This is a genomic window from Nocardia arseniciresistens (genome assembly GCF_046764875.1).
GTDB classification, from domain to species: domain Bacteria; phylum Actinomycetota; class Actinomycetes; order Mycobacteriales; family Mycobacteriaceae; genus Nocardia; species Nocardia arseniciresistens.
Map to the genome: position 1 here is coordinate 1 of NZ_JBKORD010000011.1, position 21,747 is coordinate 21,747.

General features: G+C 65.6%; 18 protein-coding genes. 3 read left to right on the forward strand and 15 right to left on the reverse strand.

From position 1 onward, the window contains the following. The first annotated feature begins 568 nt into the window (after positions 1 to 568). A complete protein-coding gene (locus tag ACLMAJ_RS20645) occupies positions 569 to 1,660 on the forward strand; it encodes an FAD-dependent oxidoreductase (protein ID WP_412015406.1) in 1,092 nt (363 codons plus the stop codon). Between the two features lie 567 nt (positions 1,661 to 2,227). On the opposite strand, the gene ACLMAJ_RS20650 is transcribed toward ACLMAJ_RS20645, so the two are convergent. The 6 genes from ACLMAJ_RS20650 to ACLMAJ_RS20675 form a co-directional block, all read right to left on the reverse strand. Next, on the reverse strand, positions 2,228 to 2,716 hold the full coding sequence (locus tag ACLMAJ_RS20650; protein ID WP_412015680.1) for a transposase: 489 nt from the start codon (positions 2,714 to 2,716) through the stop codon (positions 2,228 to 2,230). Further along, positions 2,629 to 3,258 (reverse strand): transposase, encoded by a 630-nt coding sequence (locus tag ACLMAJ_RS20655; protein ID WP_412015407.1) that lies wholly within the window; start codon positions 3,256 to 3,258, stop codon positions 2,629 to 2,631. The genes ACLMAJ_RS20650 and ACLMAJ_RS20655 overlap by 88 nt, the downstream gene beginning before the upstream one ends. Positions 3,259 to 3,462: 204 nt before the next feature. Beyond that, positions 3,463 to 4,329, reverse strand: coding sequence for an LLM class F420-dependent oxidoreductase (locus tag ACLMAJ_RS20660; protein ID WP_412015408.1), 867 nt, complete (start codon positions 4,327 to 4,329; stop codon positions 3,463 to 3,465). A gap of 76 nt (positions 4,330 to 4,405) precedes the next feature. After that, complete coding sequence (gene meaB, locus ACLMAJ_RS20665; protein ID WP_412015409.1) at positions 4,406 to 5,407, reverse strand: methylmalonyl Co-A mutase-associated GTPase MeaB; 1,002 nt, start codon at positions 5,405 to 5,407, stop codon at positions 4,406 to 4,408. Next, positions 5,404 to 7,701 carry a methylmalonyl-CoA mutase gene (gene scpA, locus ACLMAJ_RS20670; RefSeq protein WP_412015410.1) on the reverse strand — a complete coding sequence of 766 codons (2,298 nt, stop codon included), beginning with the start codon at positions 7,699 to 7,701 and terminating at the stop codon, positions 5,404 to 5,406. The genes meaB and scpA overlap by 4 nt, the downstream gene beginning before the upstream one ends. Then, positions 7,701 to 9,557 carry a methylmalonyl-CoA mutase family protein gene (locus tag ACLMAJ_RS20675; RefSeq protein ID WP_412015411.1) on the reverse strand — a complete coding sequence of 619 codons (1,857 nt, stop codon included), beginning with the start codon at positions 9,555 to 9,557 and terminating at the stop codon, positions 7,701 to 7,703. Before ACLMAJ_RS20675 ends, scpA begins: the two co-directional genes overlap by 1 nt. Positions 9,558 to 9,736: 179 nt before the next feature. On the opposite strand from ACLMAJ_RS20675, the gene ACLMAJ_RS20680 reads away from it, so the two are divergent. Continuing rightward, complete coding sequence (locus ACLMAJ_RS20680) at positions 9,737 to 10,429, forward strand: TVP38/TMEM64 family protein (RefSeq protein ID WP_412015412.1); 693 nt, start codon at positions 9,737 to 9,739, stop codon at positions 10,427 to 10,429. 24 nt (positions 10,430 to 10,453) lie between these two features. Here the strand turns inward: ACLMAJ_RS20680 and ACLMAJ_RS20685 are convergent, their stop codons facing one another. The 3 genes from ACLMAJ_RS20685 to ACLMAJ_RS20695 form a co-directional block, all read right to left on the reverse strand. Then, positions 10,454 to 11,356 (reverse strand): S1C family serine protease, encoded by a 903-nt coding sequence (locus tag ACLMAJ_RS20685; RefSeq protein WP_412015413.1) that lies wholly within the window; start codon positions 11,354 to 11,356, stop codon positions 10,454 to 10,456. 345 nt (positions 11,357 to 11,701) lie between these two features. Continuing rightward, positions 11,702 to 13,309 (reverse strand): MDR family MFS transporter, encoded by a 1,608-nt coding sequence (locus tag ACLMAJ_RS20690; protein ID WP_412015414.1) that lies wholly within the window; start codon positions 13,307 to 13,309, stop codon positions 11,702 to 11,704. Then, positions 13,293 to 13,946, reverse strand: a complete 654-nt coding sequence (locus ACLMAJ_RS20695; protein ID WP_412015415.1) for a TetR/AcrR family transcriptional regulator — start codon at positions 13,944 to 13,946, stop codon at positions 13,293 to 13,295. Before ACLMAJ_RS20695 ends, ACLMAJ_RS20690 begins: the two co-directional genes overlap by 17 nt. Positions 13,947 to 14,090: 144 nt before the next feature. Here ACLMAJ_RS20695 and ACLMAJ_RS20700 point away from each other — a divergent pair, with 144 nt between their 5' ends. Further along, a complete protein-coding gene (locus tag ACLMAJ_RS20700) occupies positions 14,091 to 15,050 on the forward strand; it encodes an NAD-dependent epimerase/dehydratase family protein (protein WP_412015416.1) in 960 nt (319 codons plus the stop codon). A gap of 699 nt (positions 15,051 to 15,749) precedes the next feature. Here ACLMAJ_RS20700 and ACLMAJ_RS20705 read toward each other — a convergent pair. The 6 genes from ACLMAJ_RS20705 to ACLMAJ_RS20730 all read right to left on the reverse strand — a co-directional run bounded on the left by ACLMAJ_RS20705 (position 15,750) and on the right by ACLMAJ_RS20730 (position 21,257). Next, positions 15,750 to 16,499, reverse strand: coding sequence for a CorA family divalent cation transporter (locus ACLMAJ_RS20705; RefSeq protein ID WP_412015417.1), 750 nt, complete (start codon positions 16,497 to 16,499; stop codon positions 15,750 to 15,752). 58 nt (positions 16,500 to 16,557) lie between these two features. Next, the gene (locus ACLMAJ_RS20710; protein WP_412015418.1) at positions 16,558 to 17,082 is read right to left on the reverse strand and encodes a flavin reductase family protein; all 525 of its coding nucleotides are present in this window, start codon (positions 17,080 to 17,082) and stop codon (positions 16,558 to 16,560) included. Then, positions 17,075 to 17,584, reverse strand: coding sequence for an NADPH-dependent FMN reductase (locus ACLMAJ_RS20715; RefSeq protein ID WP_412015419.1), 510 nt, complete (start codon positions 17,582 to 17,584; stop codon positions 17,075 to 17,077). Before ACLMAJ_RS20715 ends, ACLMAJ_RS20710 begins: the two co-directional genes overlap by 8 nt. 44 nt (positions 17,585 to 17,628) lie before the next feature. Then, entirely contained in the window at positions 17,629 to 18,876 is a 1,248-nt protein-coding gene (locus ACLMAJ_RS20720; RefSeq protein WP_412015420.1) for an SfnB family sulfur acquisition oxidoreductase, read from the reverse strand. Beyond that, complete coding sequence (gene sfnG, locus ACLMAJ_RS20725; protein WP_412015421.1) at positions 18,876 to 19,991, reverse strand: dimethylsulfone monooxygenase SfnG; 1,116 nt, start codon at positions 19,989 to 19,991, stop codon at positions 18,876 to 18,878. Before sfnG ends, ACLMAJ_RS20720 begins: the two co-directional genes overlap by 1 nt. 174 nt (positions 19,992 to 20,165) lie before the next feature. Next, positions 20,166 to 21,257, reverse strand: coding sequence for a hypothetical protein (locus ACLMAJ_RS20730; protein ID WP_412015422.1), 1,092 nt, complete (start codon positions 21,255 to 21,257; stop codon positions 20,166 to 20,168). Positions 21,258 to 21,747 lie beyond the last annotated feature (490 nt).

Sequence of the window (21,747 nt, forward strand, 5' to 3'; positions counted from 1 at the left end):
GTGAGTCCGGCTTCGAGGGTGGATAACGCCGCCTCTACCGACGGGTCGGTGATCGAGGCGGGGTTCGAATCCATGTTCGAATTATATCTCGAAATTCTTTGTTGGACACCCCTTTTCACATACCATCATTGGAGAACCGGTAACAAATATTTACTGTTCACCGCTCCTCGATATCACATCGTGCATCGTTCCGCGATACACCCGACGAAGCTGTCCGTACGGCAGAAAGCCGCAGCCCTGCTCGTCGCACACTCCGGCACCGCTTGCCATTCCACATCATGAAATCATTGTCAATTCCGTTTCGCAGTGATCGGCGTTGGTGAAATGGCTATCGACGGTAGTAAAAATGGCGGCAGCGAACGCCCATAAAAACACCCTATGACTACCTTTCGTTACTCAAACCGCTTGTAACGCAACCATAGCCAGTCCTCACGCTGGAAACCGGCGCCTGCCCGCCCGAGTCGCGGTAGAGAAAGTCGGGTACCCCACCTGACGTGCCCAGCATTACCCCCGGCAAAACCATTGACCGCCAACCCCTCCTGGAACGCTGATCCCGAAGAGTTTCTGCATGACCACCACCCCAAACCGCAGCCCGACCAACCCCCTCACCCAACCCACCCCCAACTCGACCCAACCCACCCCCAGCGCCCGCCCACCGACCGCTCGACACGCACCTCCCATGCCGCTGCCACCCCCGAGCGGTAAACTCCCCCAGATGCACGTCGTCGTCATCGGTTCGGGGATTTCTGGTCTCTCGTCAGCGGCCGAACTGCTACGCGGCAGCCACGATGTGACCGTCGTGAGTGCGGAACCGATCAGCGCGACGACATCATTTCTTGCTGCGGCCGTGTGGTTTCCGACCGCGGCAGGCCCCGCCGACCGAGTCGATGCGTGGAGTACGGAGACATTCGCGCATCTGGAAAAGAAGGCCGCCGCCGGTACGCCCGGCGTGCGTATGTGCGAATCGCTGGCCCTGTACCGGAACGAGCCCTCGATTCCGATGTGGTCGCACACCGTCCGCGGGTTTCGCGCCGCCGAACAGGACGTGCTCCCGCCCGGCTACACCTTCGGTTTCCGATTCGCGGTGCCGCTTGTCGAGATGCCCGTCTTTCTGCCGCATCTTCGCGACCAGGTCGACGCGGCAGGGGCGCGGTGGGTCCAGCGCACGGTCCACCGGATTGATGACGTCGCCGATCTGACACCGGACGTAGTGATCAACTGTGCCGGGTTGCGCGCCGGAGAACTGGTCGACGATCACACGATGTATCCGATTCGCGGACAAATCGTTCGCGTGAGCAATCCCGGACTGTCCGTATCGGTCCGCGACGAGACGCATCCGCTGGGCCGTGCGTATGTCCATCCACGCGCGAACGACTGTATCCTCGGCGGGTCTCTCGATACCAACGAGTGGGATGTGACTCCCGATCCCGCTCTGACACAGTCGATCCTCGACCGATGCCGCGACCTCGCCCCACAGCTGGCCGAGAGTCGAGTCCTCGAAACGCTCGTCGGCTTGCGGCCTGGCAGGAGCGAGGTTCGCCTCGAACTCGACCGATCCACCGCCACGCCCGTGATTCACAACTACGGTCACGGCGGGTCCGGCATCACCATCGGTTACGGCTGCGCACGCGAGGTCGCGACGATCGTCGACAACCTCTGAGAGAGCGTCTGGAAACTCAGATCTTTGGCGGGTGGTGCGGGCTGTTCGTTGAGTGAAGGCACGATGGTCTGGTCAGAAGGGAAGGCGTCCGACAGCGCCGACGCGCACGTGGGTATCGAATGAGCGGACGTTGGATGCGAGAGGTTGGTGGGACGGCGGGGTGAGCGAGTTGGACACGGAGTCGAGTGCTGAGGAGATGTGGGATCCGCAGGTCGCGCGGTGGCGTGATCCGGAGGGTGACTATGTCCTGCCCCGCGCCCTGCGGTCCTTGCCGCAGCCCTGGGACGAATGCGACTGGAGCCGGATCCTAGACCTGCCGCGCACCGACGAGCGGGTGGCCGAGGCCCGCCAGGTGGTAGCCGTGCTGCTGGAGGACTCGGAATTGGCGCCTTATGTGCCTGAGCCGCCGTCGCCTGGACTGTTGTGGCACGTGTGGGAGGAATTCCATCAGGCCGTCGGGATGAGGATGCCCCGCACCAGTCAGGTGACGTGGGCCGGTGTGGACGAGCTCGTGCGGGAGTGGCGGGGGCGGGAGAGGCTGTACTCGTTGCAGCGGCACGTCGTGGATCACGTCGAAGTGGTGATGCGGGCGCTGATCCCGTTCCTGCGGCATGACACGGCCGACTCGGTGTTCCGCTGGCTGGCTCTCGACCCAGATCCGGGCCGTTTCGCCGAGTGGGCGGTGGAGCTGACCGAGCGGTGCGTGATCGAGGACATCGGTGCCGACTCGGCCATCGAGCTGCTGGGCGCGATGGGTGGCCCGGAAGCCATGGCGGCGCTGGAGCGTCTTTCGGTGAAGCCGAGTGGTCCGGCGAGTTGGGACAACGCGGAGGCTGCACTGGGGATGCTCTGCTGGCCGGTCCTGTGAGCTAATCGACGGGTGAGGGTTCGGATGGCGGCGATGTAGATCATCGCTTCGTGGTGGTTGGGGCGGGTTTCGTAGTCGCGGACCAGGCGCCGGTGTTTGGTCAGCCACCCAAATGTTCGTTCGACAACCCAGCGGCGGGGCAGTACCTCGAACCCGGCGGCGGTGTCGCTGCGCCTGACGATCTGAATCGCTGGCGCAACAACGGATTTCGACCAAAAACCAGGCGGCCTGCGTAGCCGCCGTCGGCGAACACCAGCGTGATGGTGGCGAAGCGGGCGCACACGGCGGCCAGCAGCCGGTGTGCGGCGTCGCGGTCCTGGATGCAGGCGGCGGTCACCACGACCGGCAGCAGCAGCCCGGTGGTATCGGTGGCGATATGGCGCTTGCGGCCCTTGGTCTTCTCGGCGGCATCGTATCCAGTTATGCCGGTGGCCACGGTGTCGGCGCCGCGGACGGTTTGTGAGTCGATGACAGCTGCGCTCGGTTGAGGGTTCCGCCCGGCGCGTACCCGGACGCGATCACGCAACATATCGCGGATACGTTGCCACGCACCGGCTTTCGCCCACCCTCGATAGATGTCGTAGACGGTTTTGGCTGGCGGGAAGTCGTGCGGAAGCTGCATCCAGGCGATGCCGCCACGCACCAGATAGAACGGGTACTTCGGCGAGCCGGCCGGCGACTTGCCGTGGGCCGGGCACGACGAACACGAGCAGGTAAGCGACACTGGCACAGGGACTCTCGGTAGTGACGTCATGGTGTGGAAATCTCAGTCGTACCGGGAGTCCTCTCAGATCCCACGCCTGACACGCCGACCAGACGCCGAGTTCTCAGATGCGCTCTGAGACAACGGCACCGTCTATACGGCATCGGGCGCGACCTACCGACCAGCCATGCGCTTCGCCGAACACACCGCCCGTACACCCGCCGTCCGACCTCAGAGTGCCGCTGCCGCCGTCACCAGCTCCGAGATCGCCTCGAAGTCCTCGTCTACGAACGCCCCCGACCGCCCGAGCACAATGTGCTCTATCCCGATCTCGGCATACCTGCCGAATGAATCGACCTGCTCGGCAACAGATTTGTCCGGGTGAAAGTACTCCACCATCGTCTTCTCGATGTCTTCGTACGGCCGTCCGACCGACTCGCAGTGTCCGCGCAGGACATCGAGTTTGGTTGCCACGTTCTCGACCGAGCCGCCGAACAGATTGCACGCGTCCGCGTACTGCGCGACCAACCGGAGGGTCTTTCGCTCGCCTTGCCCGCCGATCATGATCGGCGGGTGCGGACGGGTCAGCGAATTCGGGACGTTCAACGGCCGCGTCAGGGTGTAGTGCTTGCCTTCGAACGGCCGATCGGAGCCTTCCCACATCTGCTTCGCGATCTGCAGGGTCTCTTCGAGTCTTTCGTAGCGCTCGGAAGTCGGCGGGAAGGATAGGCCGAGGCTCACGGACTCGTCGGCGTTCCATGCCGCACCGATGCCGAGCCAGGCTCGGCCGCCCGACAGCACATCGAGCGTGGTGACACTCTTGATCAGCAGGCCGGGGTCGCGGTAGCTGACCGCTGTTACCAAGGCACCGATCCGGACCCGTTCGGTCCGTCCCGCGATATACCCGAGCGCGGCATATGCCTCGAGCATGTCGTTCTCCGGCGGCCCGTTCGAGCCGATCTGGAACAGATGATCCATCACGAACACAGTGTCGAGCCCGACCTGGTCGGCGGCACGGGCGATCCGGTCGACCCGCGGCCCGATCTGTGCGGGCGAGTCGGGCCAGGTGAAATCGGCAATCGAAAGACTCAGGCGCATACACCAACAATGGCACAGCGACGGGCCGCCGGGCAGGCACCATCAGTCCTAGGACAGCGGTGCCGCCCGGAGACCGTCAACTATCGAAGGCGTCGAGTATCTCTTCGGCGGCGAGGGCAGCGGTGAGAGAACCCTCGCGGACCTGCCTTTCCACCGTGGCGCGGATGGCTTTCACCTTCGGGTTGTCCGCCAGGCGGCGTGACAACTGGTCGTGAACCATGGTCCAGGTCCAGTCGATTTGCTGACGGCGGCGCTTCTCGTCGAACTCCCCCGCGTCGGTCAGGACTCGTCGGTGCTCGAGGACGGTGTCCCAGAACTTGTCGAGGCCTTGGCCTTCCAGTCCACTCATGGTGAGAACCGGTGGGCGCCAGAGGGCGTTGTGTGGGTGGATGAGGCGCAGCGCGCCTGCAAGCTCGCGGGCGGCGCCCTTGGCTTCGAGTTCGTGTCTGCCGTCGGCCTTGTTCACCGCGACCAGGTCCGCGAGCTCGAGGACACCTTTTTTGATGCCCTGCAACTGATCTCCGGTCCTGGCCAGGGTGAGAAAGCAGAAGACGTCGACCATATTTGCGACCGTCACCTCGGACTGCCCGACGCCGACGGTCTCCACCAGGATCACGTCGTAGCCCGCTGCCTCGAGCAAGACGATGGTTTCGCGCGTCGCCTTGGCGACCCCGCCGAGGGTGCCCGCGGTAGGCGACGGGCGGATATAAGCGTTGCGCTCCAACGACAGTCGCGCCATACGGGTCTTATCGCCGAGGATCGAGCCGCCGGTGCGGGTCGAGGACGGATCGACCGCCAGCACCGCGACACGGTGCCCCTTACCGAGCAGATCCATGCCGAGCGCATCGATGAAGGTCGACTTGCCGACGCCTGGAACACCGGTGATACCAACACGATTCGACACCACAGCGTCCTTGGTGCCCGCGCCGGGGGTCAACCGCAGCAACAGTTGCTGCGCAAGGGCCCGATGATCGGCCCGTGTCGATTCGACCAACGTGATCGCCCGCGCCAAGGCGGCCCGCTCGTTGTCGCGGACCGCCTCGGCGAGTGCGTCTACGTCGATGACGCGTTTGCTCATTCGGCGCCGGTGGAGTCCACGGTGCCGCTCCCGATCTCATGTCCGAGTTCGGTAGCGAGCTTCTTCAACAGGTCGATCGCCGCATCGGCGATAACGGTGCCCGGCGGGAAGATGGCCGCAGCACCCGCCTCGTACAATTCGTCGAAGTCACCGGGCGGGATCACGCCGCCGACAATGACCATGATGTCGGGGCGACCGACGTCGGCCAGTGCCTGCCGCAGGGCGGGCACCAGCGTGAGGTGGCCTGCCGCGAGCGAGGACACACCGACGACGTGCACGTCGTTGTCGGCCGCCTGCTGCGCCACCTCTTCCGGTGTCTGGAACAGCGGCCCCACATCGACGTCGAAGCCGATGTCGGCGAAGGCCGTCGCGATCACCTTCTGACCTCGGTCATGGCCATCCTGTCCCATCTTCGCGACCAGGATGCGCGGTCGACGGCCTTCCGCCTCGGCGAATTCCTCGACCAGCTCGATGGCCTTGCTGATGTTGGTCACCTTCCCGGCTTCGTCGCGGTACACACCCGAGAGCGTACGGATCTCGGCCTGGTGGCGGCCGTAGACCTGCTCCAGCGCGTCGGAGATCTCACCGACGGTCGCCTTGGCGCGCGCGGCGTCGATTGCGAGGGCGAGCAGGTTGTTTGCCATGCCGCCTTCCGAAGAACCAGCGGCACGGGTCAATTCGGCGAGCGCACGTTCGACCTCGGCCGAATCACGTTCGGCGCGAAGCTGTTGCAGCTTCTCGATCTGCTCGGTACGCACCCGCGAGTTCTCGACCTTGTGGACCTCGACCACCTGGTCCTGTTCGACCTGGTACTTGTTGACGCCGATCACCGGCTGCTGACCGGTGTCGATACGCGCCTGGGTGCGGGCCGCTGCCTCCTCGATGCGCAGCTTCGGGATGCCCTCGCCGATGGCCTGCGCCATACCGCCGTGCGCTTCCACCTCGGCGATGTGGGCACGCGCGCGGTTGGCCAGCTGGTGGGTCAGCCACTCCACGTAGTACGAGCCGCCCCACGGGTCGATCGGCCGAGTGGTGTTGGACTCCTGCTGGATCAGCAGCTGGGTGTTGCGGGCGATGCGGGCGGAGAAGTCCGTCGGCAGCGCGAGCGCCTCGTCGAGGGCGTTGGTGTGCAGCGACTGGGTGTGGCCCTGGGTCGCGGCCATCGCCTCGATGCAGGTGCGCGCCACATTGTTGTAGGCGTCCTGCGCGGTGAGCGACCAGCCGGAGGTCTGCGAATGGGTGCGCAGCGACAGCGATTTCGCGCTCTTGGGCTCGAACTTCGCGACCAGCTCGCTCCACAGCAGCCGCCCGGCCCGCAACTTGGCGACCTCCATGAAGAAGTTCATGCCGATCGCCCAGAAGAACGAAAGCCGCGGCGCGAACTTGTCGACCTCCATGCCCGCCGCGATACCGGCGCGCAGATATTCGACGCCGTCGGCCAGGGTGTAGGCCAGCTCCAGGTCGGCGGTCGCGCCCGCTTCCTGAATGTGGTAGCCGGAGATGGAGATCGAGTTGAACTTCGGCATCTTCGAGCTGGTGTAGGCGAAGATGTCGGAGATGATCCGCATCGAGGGCTTGGGCGGATAGATGTAGGTGTTGCGGACCATGAACTCTTTCAGAATGTCGTTCTGAATGGTTCCCGCCAGCTGGTCGGGCGTCACGCCCTGTTCTTCCGCCGCAACGACATACAGCGCGAGGATCGGCAGCACCGCACCGTTCATGGTCATCGAGACGCTGACCTGATCGAGCGGAATGTGATCGAAAAGCTGACGCATGTCGAGGATGGAATCGATGGCGACTCCAGCCATGCCGACGTCGCCCTGGACGCGCGGATGGTCGGAGTCGTAGCCGCGGTGGGTGGCCAGGTCGAAGGCGACCGACAACCCCTTCTGCCCGGCTTGCAGGTTGCGGCGGTAGAAGGCATTCGAGTCGGCGGCGGTGGAGAAGCCCGCGTACTGGCGAATGGTCCACGGCTGGTTGACGTACATCGTCGGGTACGGTCCACGAAGGAACGGCGCGATCCCTGGCACGCTGTCGAGGGGATACCCTTCCGCGGCAACGGCATCCCGGTCCGCCTTGGTGAACACCGGAGGCACCTCGATGCCTTCCGGCGTCGACCACACCAGCTGCTCGGGCGTGTAGTTGTTCGCCTCGGCGGCAGCATGAACGTAGGCGTCCACCTGTGCGGCATCCACCGCGGCGGGCTCGGCGGGGCGCTCGGCCAGCGGCACGTCGGCGAAACTGCCGATCACGTGCTTTATCTCGCCCTGTCGTTCGATTCCACTCAGTGTCATCAGGCTCCCACCTTCTCCAGCAGGCCGGATAGCGCGGCGACCGCATCGATGCGCGCCGCGAGGTAACCGTCGGGGCGCTGCGCACCGGTCAAGTCCGCGACGGCCTTCGCGGAACCGGCCAAAAGCACCGTCACGACCCCAGTGGCACGCAAAGCATCGACCGCGTCGCCCGCATCGGTGCCGTAGCGTTTGTCCGAACCACACAGCACCGCGATCGTGGCACCGGATTCCGTTGCCGCCGGGCCGATTCTATCGGCCGCCAGTGGCCCGGGGTTGATCGATTCGATGCCGCCCGAGGCCAGCAGGTTGGCGATGAAAGTGACCCGCACATTGTGCTCGGCAACCGAACCGAGCGGCACAAGCAGTGCACGCGGCCGAGAACCGTTGGCCGCCAGGTAGGCATCCGACCGGTTACGCAGCGCCTCGAATTGCGCGCCGTAGCGAGCGATCCGCGCATCCTGACGCGCGGCCTCCGACAGTGGCTGCTCGGCCAGGTTCGGGAATTCGTTCACGCCGGTGACCGCCGTCTTACGGTGCGCGACATCGGAATCCCGCGCCGCCCTCGTCGCGGCGATCCGCTCGGCGATCAGACCGGACGCAAGCGCGGCCTGATAGCCGCCCGCCGCCTCGATCTCCTGCATGAACTCCCACGCCTTGGCGGCGAGCGCGGCGGTGAGGTCCTCGACGTACCAGGAACCCGCGCCCGGGTCCTGCACGTGACCGATGCGCGATTCCTCGAGCAGCAGCAACTGGGTATTGCGAGCCATCCGGTCGGCGAACGGCTTGGAAACTCCGAGTTCACCGGCGGGCAGGGCCGAGTCGAAGGGCAGCACCGTCACGGTGTCCGCGCCGCCGACACCGGCGCCGAACGCGGCAAGAGTGGTGCGCAGCATGTTCACCCATGGGTCACGCTGAGTCATCATGGCCGCGGAGGTCACGGCCTGCTGCGGCGCGCCACCGAACGCGGGTGCACCGCACACATGCGCGACACGGGCCCAGAGCTGCCGGGCCGCGCGGAATTTCGCGACGGTGGCGAACTGGTCATCGGTCGCGGCGTAGCGGAACTCGAGCTGGCCGAGCGCATCCGCGATGTCCTGGCCCTCGGCGAGGGCGCGGAGATACTCCAGACCGGCCGCTACCGCGGCCCCCAGTTCCTGGGCATCCGAAGCGCCGGCGTCGTGGAAAACGGTGCCGTCCACGGTGATCGCGCGAACGGTCTCGGCACGCGCGATCGCCTGCCCGGCAAGGCCGAGCGCCTCGGTGAGGTCGACGTCGTCGGTGCTCGCGAAGCGGCTGGTGAGCGGAGCCGCGCCGAGCCCGACCTGTATGTCCTTACGCGCGGACAGCTCGTAGCCGTCGAGGACGGTGAAGATCTGCGCGGCCGCCGCTGAGGCCGCATTACCGGCATCCAAGGTCAGCGGAGCCAGCTCGAACAGCAGCCCCGACAGAGCTCCTGGCACGTCGGCGACCGGCACGCCACGCTCGCCGACGCCGAGCCACACCGCGCTGACGCCGTTTTCCAAACCGAACATGATCTCGCGGTTCGCCGCCGCGGCATCGGCGGCGCCGACGTAGGCGCTCACATACCAGCCGCGGTTCACATCACGGGTCGCGTCCCGGCCCCGCACGAAGGGGAAGGTACCCGGCAGCGGCTGTTCGGCCCGCTCGTCGCGGCGGGTGTAGAGCGGGTTGACGGTCAGCCCGTCGTAGGTAGTCTCCGCGAGCAGCCGCTCGGGGTCCTCGGGAAGATCGGCGGCGTCGACCCTGCGAGCCTTCGCGAGAACTCCGGCCACACCCGTGCGCCACGCGGCGTACTCGGGCACCGGATCCGCTGTCGGATCTGAAGCAATCGGCATGCTGCTGTCCTCTTCCACTCGATTACGGGCGCACTCACTGCGTGGCCCGATACCGTCGTATTCGCCCAGCTCAGCGAGCATTTAGGTTAACGGTCATTCGTCCCGTTTCCTTTGATGCTAGCGGGAGGTTTCCGGTCGGTTGACCTTGGCCGCCACTACTACCCGGTAACCTCGCACGGGTGACCAGGTTGATCCGTGACCCGCGTGTCGTCGCGCTGCTCGTCGGCGGCGGCGCGCTCTTCGTCGCGGCGATGCTGATTCCGCTGCCGAGTCCGCAGCAGATGCAGGACTGGGCGAGCACGGTCGGTCCCCTTTTTCCGCTGCTGTTCTTAGTGGTGCACGCGCTGGTTACGGTGGCGCCGATGCCGCGAACAGTGCTGACTGTGAGCGCCGGTGTGCTCTTCGGTCCGGCACTCGGCATCGCACTCGCGGTGACAGCGACGACGGTCAGCGCGGCCTTGGCGATCCTGCTCGTGCGCGCCCTCGACCGGGACAGGGTGGCGGCGCATCTCACCCATCCGGCCGTGCGCGCCATCGATGATCGCCTCGAACGCCGCGGCTGGCTGGCAGTCGGATCGCTGCGGCTGATCGCGTTCGCGCCGTTCTCGGTGATCAACTACTGCTGTGGACTGTCCTCGATCCGGTTCTGGCCCTACATGATCGCCACGGTCGTCGGTATCCTGCCCGGCACTGTCGGCACCGTCATCCTCGGCGACGCGCTCACCGGCGGCACCCATCCGGCCATGTTCGCGGTGTCCGGTGTCTGTATTGCGGTCGGGATCATCGGCCTCGTCGTCGACGCGCGGTGGACGCAGACTCCTGAACCGGCGACGGCTGCCGATGCGCCCGCGCCGGTCTCGGTACCCGAATAGTCCCCACCCGGACAGGCCAACGCATCAGTCGACGGTCAGCTCGATCGGCACCGCGAAGACATCCACCATCGCCCCATTGCGCAACACCGTCACCGGCAGCGAGACCCCGATCGCCTCGGCGAACAGTTGACGCTGAATGCCTTGCGCATCACGAACTTCCGAGCGCGCCACGCTCAATACCAAATCGCCTCGACGTAATCCGGCATGGTCGGCGGGACCACCGCGCACTACTTCCACGACGCGCACGCCCGCCGGCTGCCCGGTGCGCGCGGCGACGGTAGCGGGCAGCGGCGCGGGCACCCCGACCAAACCGAGATAGGCGCGACGCACCCGACCTTCGCTGAGCAAGGTGGTGATGATCAGCCGGGTGGTCGTGTTGATCGGAATCGCAAGGCCGAGACCGACTCCCGCGACCGCGGTATTGACCCCGACGACCCGGCCCGCCGAATCTGCCAGTGCCCCACCAGAATTGCCTGGATTCAATGCGGCGTCGGTCTGGATCACATCCTCGATCACCCGTCCGGCGCGGCGTGACGCGACCGGGACCGCCCTGCCGAGCGCACTGATCACGCCTGCGGTGACCGAGCCCGCCAGCCCCAGCGGACTCCCGACCGCCACCACGAGCTGCCCGACGACCAGTCTGTCGGCGTCGCCGAGGACGACGGCGCCCGGCGCCCCGCCTCGCGCGCGCAACACCGCGAGGTCCGATAGGGGATCGACTCCGACGACATCGATCCGCGATTCCACCCCGTCGGCGAACACCACCTCGCCGCTGGCGCCCGAGCCGACGACGTGCGCGTTGGTCAATAGAAAACCGTCGTCGGTGAATACCACCGCCGACCCGGTCCCCCGGCGCGTTCGCACGCTGGCCACATGCGGCGTAACCGACGCCGCCACCGCGCTGACCGTACGCGAATAGGCATCCATCGCAGCATCTTCGGCGTTCGACGCCGAGGAACGAACCGAATCGTCGTCCACGACGGCCCCCATCTGCAGCCCGGTTTACACCTTCTCTCCACCAGGATGCGCCTGCCTGTGCCGATCGCGCACCCTCGTTCGCCGCCGGCGCAATCGGCGATCGCCGCACCGTCCGTCCGATCGGCATACCGATCCGTCCCGCACGCGGCACACACCCAGTCGAGCCGTGGCACGGCCTGCGGCGTCGACCGAATGCAAACCACTGCCGGAATCGGGGCGAGTGCGTATCGCGTTCGATCAGTGACCTCGGTGACAGGCGGGTCGCCGAAAAGCCGACCACCGGGCGGGTCCGTCTCAGCGTTCGGCTACCACCTTCGGGTCCGTCTCGAGATCATCGGTCTCGGCCATCACCGCTTCGCCGCGGGCGACCATGCCCGCCTCATCGGAGAGCTTCAGGTGCGGGATGAACAGGGCGAGCAGGAACGCCAGCATCGCACCGGGGATCAGGTACCAGAAGCCGGGCACGAGGGCGTCGACGTAGGCTCCGACGATCGCGTCGTGCAGGGTTTCGGGCAGTTGCTTGACAACCGACGGCACCAGGGCACTCGGGTCGAGTTTCGCCGCCGCCGCTTCCGGTCCGTTCGACACGAAGACGTCGGTGAGCCCCTCGGTCAACCGACTGGTGAAGATCGAGCCGAAGATCGCGACGCCGAGCGCGCCACCCATTTCCCGGAAGTAGTTGTTGGCGCTGGTCGCGGTGCCGATCTGGTTGGGCGCTACGGAATTCTGCACGACCAACACAATGATCTGCATGATCAAGCCGAGGCCGGCACCCATCACGAACAGCATGGCAGAAACAACCCACATCGAGGTGTTCGCGTCGAGTTGGGTCAGCCACAACAGGTCGAGACCCATGAGCGCCGCACCGACCGGCGGGTAGACCCGGTATCGGCCGGTCTTGGTGATCACGGTCATGGACGTGATCAAGGTGGCCATCATGCCGACCATCATCGGTATCAACAGCAGGCCGGAGACCGAGGCGGACGCACCGGTGGCCATCTGTAGATAGGTCGGGATGAAGGCGAGCGCGGCGAACATCACCAGACCGATCAGGAACCCGATCACCGAGGTCAGCACGAAGGTCCGGTTGCGGAACAGCCACAGCGGCAGCATCGGCTCCTCCGCGCGCGCCTCCACCATCACGAAGGCCGCGACCACGATCACGAACGCGGCAATCATCGACACCATCGTCGTCGAGCCCCACGCGTGCTGCTTGCCGCCCCAATCGGTGATCAGGATCAGCAGCGCGGTCGCCGACGACATCAAGACGACGCCGAGATAGTCGGGCCGGGTCTTGGGGCGGTGGCTGGGGATATTCAGGTAGTGGAATGCGATGACCAACGCCGCGATACCGACCGGCACGTTGATCCAGAAGCACCAGCGCCAATCGAGGTGATCGGCGAAGAAGCCGCCGAGCAGCGGACCGCCGACCGAGGTGATGCCGAAGACGGCACCCATCGGCGCCATGTACTTGCCGCGGTCCTTGGCCGGCACCACATCCGCGATGATGGCCTGCGCCAGGATCATCAGCCCGCCACCGCCGACGCCTTGCAGCCCGCGGAACACGATGAACTCCCAGAAACCTGTCGACGCGGCCGCACCGATCGAGGCTGCCGTGAACACGGTAATCGCGAACAGGAAAGGCCAACGCCTGCCGAACATGTCGCCGAATTTGCCGTAGATCGGCATGACGATGGTGGTGGCCAGCAGATACGAGGTTGCGGTCCAGGCCATATGGGAGATGCCGCCGAGATCGCCGACGATGGTGGGCATCGCGGTGCCGACGATCATTTGATCGAGGCTGGCCAAGAACATCCCCGCGATCAGCGCGGCGAAGATCAACCAGATCCGCTTCTGGGTCAGGATGATCGGGGTTGGCGGCGAATCAGCCGTCGTGGTCATCGACACGTCTCCTTTTCTGGTCCGCGGGCCGATCGAACAGCCGAGCGGCCATGGCACAGTGATCACGTATTGCGGTCGCCAGCGACCCGGTCGGGTCACCGGCCAAGGACATTGCTGCCCTGGAGGTGATGGTCGTTGTGAGTCCCGCTGTGAGCGCGACGAATTCGGATGACACCTCGGTACCGAGCCGCGCCGAGAGCAGCTCGCCGATGGCGGACTCCAACCGGACGCCGGAGGCTATGAAGGCCGCGAGCACCCGCGGTTCGGTCTTGATGATCTCCGTCACCAGCAAGATGCCCTCGCGCACTTCGCTTTCAGGCTCGAATCCCAAGGCGAACAGCCAGGTGAGATCGTCGATGAGGATGCCGCTCGGGCCACCCGCCCTGAACTGCTCGCGCAGTTCCGGTGTGCCGATCTCACCGACCGGACCGACCACCGCGTCCATCTTCGTCTCGTAATAGTTGAAGAACGTGCGCGGAGAGACTCCGACCGCCTTCGCGATGTCATCGACGGTCGTGGCGTCGAGCCCACGCTCGACCGTCGAACGCCGTGCCGCCATGCAGAGGTCGAGCAGGGTCCGGCGCTTCTTCTGCTCGCGCAGACCCATCGGCGGCTCGTCATCCCTCGCATGAGACATGATCGAGAATTTAGCACGATCTGCAATATTTCAGAAACTGCAAATTTCTGCCGAGGGCGACCTGCCACGCCACAAGAAGGCCGGAACCCCGGCCGAGCAGATACGGTGGTCCGGAAAGCCCGGCGTGCGAGAATGTGGTGCCCTGTGAAGCTGTTACTCACCGGAGCGTTCGGCAATATCGGCTCGCATGTGCTGGCCGAGCTGCTGCGGCGCAAACATGAGGTGCGCTGTTTGGCCACGCGGACACCCGCGGACGAGCGGCGTGCGGCGCGGTTCCCGACCGTGACCGATGTCCGTTGGGCAGACATCCGCGACGCGGACGCGGTGACCGACGCGGTGGCCGGTGTCGAGGCGGTACTGCATTTCGCGGCGGTGATTCCGCCCGCGAGCGATGACGATCCCGAGTATGCGCGGCAGGTGAATGTCGACGGCACCGCCAACGTGATCGCCGCCTGTCGCGCTCAATCGAAGTCACCGCGCCTGATCTTCGCCTCGACCTTCGACGTGCACGGTCGCACCCTCGACAGGCCGCCGCCCCGCCGGATCGAGGATCCGCTGGAGGCCAACGATGCCTACAGCAGACACAAGATCGAGGGCGAGGCGCTGGTGCGGCGCAGCGAATTGACCTGGTTCATACCGCGTTTCGCCGATGTACCCATCATCGGCGTGCGCAGGGCCGAGCCGATCATGTTCGAAATCGGCCTCGACAACCGGATCGAGGTACTCCATCCCGCGGATGCTGCGTTGGCGATGGCGAACGCACTGGAGACCGAACTCGTCTGGGGCACAACCATGTTCATCGGCGGCGGGGCTTCCTGCCAGGTCACCTACCGGCAGTTCGTCGCAGGAGTGCTCGAGGCCATGGGGCTGCGGATGCTGCCGGAGGCGGCATTCAGCGACAAGACCTACGTCACCGACTGGCTCGATACCGAGGCGAGCCAGCGGATGCTCTGGTACCAGCGCTGCGACTTCGACACCATCACCGCCGACATCGCGGCGACCCTCGGCTGGAAGCGCCACCTGATGCCGCTGACCCGCCCGTTCGCCGAACGCGCGATGCTGCGCCTGTCCCCGTATTACGCCGATGCCACAGACAACTCATGATCGAGTTCGTCAGCTGACCGATACCGGCCGCCCACAGTCCTCATGGTGGCCAAAATATGAGCGGAATATCCATTACGTGCTATTCCGCGCAGCATCCGCGTACGCTGCGAGAATGCTGGCCGCTCCAAAAGGGCGTCCGCGCAGCCGCTGACACATCGCGGCAACCACGATCGGCTCCCGGGCGTCCACACTGACCGGCCTGCTGGAGTCGCGGTCGGTACTCGGGGGTACCGGCGACAGCGATACCGCTGCTCGAGTGCGAAGCACTCCACCTGATGATGTTTTGCACCCTGCCTGGAATCTCGTAGCCCGCAAGACAGGTGGTCGACTCAATGACCCCATTGCAAATTTCCCTGGTCATCGTGATGATCGCGTTTGCAGCCATCGTCATATGGGGCGCCGCCTATCCGCACCGACTGCTCTCGTTCTCACCACCGGCGGCGCGACTTCGACGAGCCGCGAGTCACCGCCCTGGCAGCACCTCGACGAGACCCGCCCCCGTCCCGAACCCTCATGCCGCCCCCGAAACGTCATTGGCGATCCACGAAGCACACGAGGTGATGCAACAGCACATGATGTGTCGGGTAGATAGCTGCGCACGCAAGGCTGCCGCATTAACCACCCTCGTCGACGCTGGTCGCATCACACCGGACCGCTCCTATTTCCGATCCCGACTTTGAATTCACCTGGGCCGAGCGGTCAGCGCAACCAACTCTTCCGTTTGCTGTAGGCCAACGGAAGCAATAGCGACTGCTGTCGATAGCGGACCTTGTCGTGCTCGAAGCCGGCGTGCTCTTTCACGCCGTTTATGTCGGCGATCAGGACCGCGATCATCGCTTCGAGACCATCCAGGCTCTTCGGCGCATCCGCCATCAGGTGCCGAGCGGCTCGGGCAAGCTGGAGTTGAGTTTCCCGGACGCGAGACACGACCTGCTCGACCTCGTTCATCCGCGAAGTGATCTCGCGGACCTCGGCGACACCGACATCGCGATGTCCTTGCGTGGCCTTCTCGATATCGTCGCTGACCGCGTCCAGTGCATCGCTGCCGTCCCGAACAACGTCCGAGGACACCTCGTTCAAAGCCCACAGCAGTGCGTACATGACACTGTGCGACGACGCCGTCAGCGCAGGGTTGCGCTGCATCTTCGCGACAGCCTTGTCGAAGAGCGCGAAGTGCGCGTCCGGTTGCAGCGTGATCAAGAAATCGGCTCCGAGCGCGAAGACGATCGAATCCCGCTCGGTCCCATCGCCATGGGCGGAGTTCATCGCCACCGGCAAGTACAGGAAACTCTCGCTCTCGCGCACGCCGCTCCCGACCTGCGCGAAGTCCACACCCAACCGTTCGCGAAGCACCGCGGCCGTGTCGATGTCGGACTTGGACAGCGTAATCCAGTGCCGCTGAAGGACTTCAGTATCGAACCGGCCAGCGGGAAGCGCAAAGGTCGCCATTTCTAGCACCTTACCCACGAGCCCGCCGCCGACCTCACGGGCAAGCGCCGCTCGCAGGTCAGCTGGCAATCTCGCTGACCTCGTCGTTGTGCGGATGCAGCCTGCGAAATTTGCTCCCGTGGAACACGAGTGGCTCGACCTCGCCGGGGGCGGCCAGGCGGGTGACGCGAAGCAGAACCACTGCGTGGTCGCCCGCGGGCACCTGGACCTCCAGCACGCCTTCGATCCACGCCGCGGCCCCGTCGACGAAGATCGCGTCGGTGGCGCCCCGATAGAGCTCGACATTGTGGAAGCGGTTGCCGTTGCGGGTGCTCAACGCGCGCGCCGCGTCCTCCTGGTGGTTACCGAGCAGGCTCAGACCGAGGTGCGTCGCGTTGAGCAGCTTCGGCCAGGTCGCCGAGCTGTTCTGTACGCAGAACGACACCAGCGGCGGATCGAGTGAGACCGGGACGAAGGTGCTGACCGCGAGGCCATGCCGGACACCTTCGGTCTCGGCGCATACCGCGACGACACCGCTGGGGAAACTGGCGAAGGCGCGGCGAAGGCCTGCGCCGTCGGCGGGGAATTCGAAGAGATCATGCATGATCGGTGGTCCTCGTACCTAGTGCCTGCGCGACCGAACGCCACCGGTCGGTGTAGCGCTCGATCACACCGTCTTCCTGGAATGTGCGGTCCGACAGATAAAGACCGGGCAAGGCCGCCGTCGCGCCGAGCTCGACCAGTACCGGCTTGAGCAACAGATCCGGCGCGAGCGCGTGGACCGGCCCGGCGCCGAGCATCACCGGAACGGCGACGACATCGGCGAGGCCGGTGCCGCCGTCGAATTGTTCGAGAAACAGCTTCAGCAGGCCGGTGTAGGTGGCCTTGAAGGTGGGGCTGGCGAATACGACCAGTTCCGAGGCCGCGACGGCCTGCACCGCTGCGGCGACCGCGGGGTCGCCCCACGACAGCAGGCCGGAGCCGAAGGATACGAGGTCGATCACCGTGGGCTCCGAGTCCTGGCGCAATCCCTTCGCGACGAGACTCGCCGCGGTCAGTGTGCGAGAGGCGGGCTTGGGGTTGCCGACGACGACCGTCACTGTCACTTTTGTATCCTTCTCTCGCGCAATCATTTTCGGCGGCCAGCGGGTCAGATGACCCCATGCAGCGGTGGCGGCGTGTCATGCAGCAGCGCTCGGCCGATGTGCTGATACTTCCAGCGGACCGGGTCGTGCAGGGTGTGGGTGCGGGCATTGCGCCAGTAGTGGCTCAGGTTCAGATCCGCTGCGGCGCTGCGTGTTCCGCCTACTTCGAACAGTGCGGCGGACACCTCGGTCGCGGCCAGGTCGGCCAGCACCTTGGCCGTGGCGACCGCGAGCGAGGCGCGCGTCGCCAACTCCGGAACCCCCGAGCCGTCAGGAGATCCCGCACCGCCCGGCACGCCATGGGTGGCGGCATCGACAGCCGTGCCTGCGGCTACGAGCGTCGCCTCCGCTGCCGAAACCGCCACCGACAGCTCGCCGAAGCGCTGAATCAGCAGGGGGTCGTCGACCGCTCGGGCCACGCCTGCCTCGAACCAAGGGCGGCTGTTGGTTTGGACGAATTCCGTTGCGGCCGTGAGTGCGCCGCGTGCGATACCCGCATCGATCGCGGTGTGCAGCAGTTGAGCGAAGGCACCGTATCCGGTAGGCGCGTTGACCGCGGCCGCGCGCCCGACCAACTGGTCGCCTTCGACGACGACACCATCGAACGACACCGTTCCGCTGCCGGTGGTGCGCTGACCGAGACCGTTCCAGTCGTCGATGACGCGAACCCCTGGACTGTCCGCGGGAAGAAAGACGATGTACTCCCCCGCGGGCAAGCCGCTGCGATTGTCCGGATCCTCCAGCCGCGTGAGCACCGCGAGCAGATCAGCGAAGAGCGACCCGGTGCAGTAGTACTTGACGCCATCGATGCGGAACCGTTCACCGTCGGGCCGGACGGTGGTGGCGATCTCGGCGACTGTCGCGGCGCTTCGTTCGGACTGGGCGTTGGCGATTCGCCCGCCGTCGAGCACCCTGGCGAAGTACCGCCGCCGCTGCTTTTCGGTACCGGCCAGACGCAGCAGATTCAGATAGACGAAGTGACTGTGCGGAATCTGCGCGATATTCGGGTCGGCCGCGGCGAGAATCCGTACCACCTCGGCCACGGCGCTCGGCGGTAGATCGGCACCGCCGTGCACCGACGGCACGGTAACCGCGAGCAGACCGCTGGCAGCCAGCAGATCGATCTCCCGATGCGGTAGTTCCCGATCGCGATCCCGCGCGGCCGCCCCCGACGCGAAGTCGGCCGCGAGTCGGGTAGCAATCGAACGTGCCTGCGCCGCGGACTCGACACGGTCGGCACTGACCGCGGTCATCAGCTACCCACCGCGGCGGGGCTGCGCACCGACTCCAGCTCGCGCACCAGCGGCAGCACCTTCGCACCGAAGTATTCGACCTCTTCCTGGAAATGCAGGAAACCACCGAGGATCAGATCGACACCCAGCTCCTTGTAGGCGACGATTCGTTCGGCCACCTGCTCGGGAGTACCGATCAGCTGGGTGCGGAACCCGTCGTTGTATTGGACGAGATCCTCGAATGTCGAATCGGCCCACATGCCCTTGTGGTCCCTGGTCGACGCACCCGCCTGTTGTACTGCGCTCCGGAAGCCCTCTACCGCAGGCTTATCAGCCTTCTCGACGATCTCGCGGAGGGTGTCGCGCGCCTCCTTCTCGGTATCGCGGGCGATGATGAACCCGTTGAGCCCGAACTTCACTTCCCGATCATGCGCCCGGGCGACCGTGCGCAGGTCGTCAAGTTGTTCGGTGACGCCGTCGAAGTCCTTGCCGTTGGAGAAGTACCAGTCGGCGTGCTGCCCGCCATTGCGTCGGGCGGCCGTGGAATTGCCACCTTGGAACAGTTCGGGATTCGGGCGGTCGGAGGTGTTGAGGGGCTTCGGCTTCAGCGTGAAATCGCGAATGCGATAGAAGTCGCCGCCGTAGTTCACGTTGTCCTCAGTCCAGATCTTGCGAATCACCTCGAGAAATTCGGCGCTGCGTCGGTAACGTTCGTCGTGCTCGAGCCACGGCTCCCCGAGCGCGGTGAATTCACCAGCGAACCAACCGGATACGACATTGATAGCGAATCTGCCGTTCGAGAGATGATCGGCGGTGGCGCCGAACTTGGCGAGCACCGCAGGATGCCACAGCCCGGGATGAATCGCGGCGATCACCTTCAGCCGCTCGGTCGCGCCGAGCAGCGCCAAGCTGAACGAGGTCGATTCGTGCTGGAATTCGGCGCCGTAGGAGGCGGTGTAGCGCACCTGCGAGAGCGCGTAGTCGAAGCCGTTTCGCTCCGCGGTCTGCGCCAGCTTCTTGTTGTATTCGAAATCCCAGCCGGTGCGCTGTTCGATATCGCTGGTGACCAGTCCCCCGCTGACGTTGGGCACCCAGTAGGCGAACCGGATCTGCTCGGCGATGTTCTCCGTGGTCATGTTGCTCCAATGTTGTCGGGGAACCCGTCGATCGGAGGCCGGGCGGCCGTGCACCCGGCGCTTCTTCTACTCCAGCACCGCGCTCCGATAGGCACGAGGGTTTGAATCTGCGCGATCGGATCGGTGTATTCGCGGATCGATCAGGCGGTGGCCGAAGGTGGACCCACGGAATAGCTAGGGTTGCGGTTCGGCCGAGTCTGTGGACCCGACCTTGGCCATTTTCACCAGAACTCCGTGCAGAACGGTCGCCAGGCTGCCCGCCCGCTCCCCACGCAGCACGACCTCGGTGAACCCTTCGACCAACGCGTTGCCCGGGTCGAGCAGACCACCACCGAAACTTCCCCCGCCACGCAAACTTTCGGTGATCAGGGTGCGCTGCGCCTCCTGACGGGCGCGGAAGTTACCGGCGGTATCGAGTGCTCGACCGAATTCGCGAACGATCGTCGTATACACCGGCCGCTCGTCGTAGCCGAGCCGATCGGCGGCCGTTGCGCTTGCCGACGGGGCCGATCCCGGCGGAAGGCCCCAGTTCGCGACGGCCGCCTTGTCGAGGACGATCCACATCGCCGGGGACTCCGATCCACCCGCGCCCGAGCCTCGGTCCGGCACGAGACGTGCCGTCGCGGCGTCGCCGACATCGGCGATTTCGATGCCGCGCAAAGGGATCGGGTACTTCGCGAGCAGCTCGTCGACGGCGACCGAGATCTCGCGAACGGTGGGTTCATCGACGCCCGGCGTATCGAATCCGACGATCTCCAGGTCGTGCCGAACCGCCATCTCCCGTGCGATCCGCATGGTTTCGCCTCCGGGCGCGGTGCTGGTCGGCGGTCGAGGCACCGCAGAATCCGGGCGGCGAGACGGAGCCCGCCATCGAGCAGGCGGCACCGGTATGGCTCTGCGCCCAGCACGCGGCACGCTCGGCGTACTCGGCACATCCGGCACGCTCGATACATCCGGCGTACTCGGCACATCCGGCATGCGCGGCACATCCAGCGCACTCGGCACATCCAGCACGCTCGATACATCCGGAGCACTCGGCACATCCAGCGCACTCGATACATCCAGCGCACTCGGCACATCCGGCGCACTCAGCACATCCGGCATGCGCGGCACATCCAGCACGCGCGGCACATCCAGCACGCGCGGCACATCCAGCACGCGCGGCACATCCAGCGCACTCGGCACATCCAGCACGCTCGATACATCCGGAGCACTCGGCACATCCGGAGCACTCGATACATCCAGCGCACTCGATATGTGCGGCACGCTCGCAACATCCGACGCACTCGGCACGTGCGGTCTTCTCGAGACAGGCGCGCTCGCCACGCTGTGCACAGACGCTCGGGAGGATGCGGCCGTCGTCGGTGCACAGTGCGTGACGGGATTCGACAACGGCGTAACCTCTGATCTTCGTGACCATGGGGTAGGTCTTGCCTTGCGATCCACACCGTTGCCGCGGGCGGCCGGGCCTTCAACGTTCGCAACTACCGCATTCGCGCTGGTGACGCGCGACCGTACCGAGCGGCCCGTCACAGCGGACGGTGCCCGGTGATCGACGTCGGGGATCAGCGAGTCGCCGTCGCGATCGCGCTGGTCAGCACCCGAGTACGCTTCCGCATTCGCAATGGTGGCCTTCAATTCGGCAACGGTTCGATTCGCCTCGGAGATGAGACGCTCGAGCGACGACACCATCGCGCGTAGTTCGCCCGAGTCGATCCGTAGCGACTGACTCACCGGTGCCTCCCGCATGTCGTTC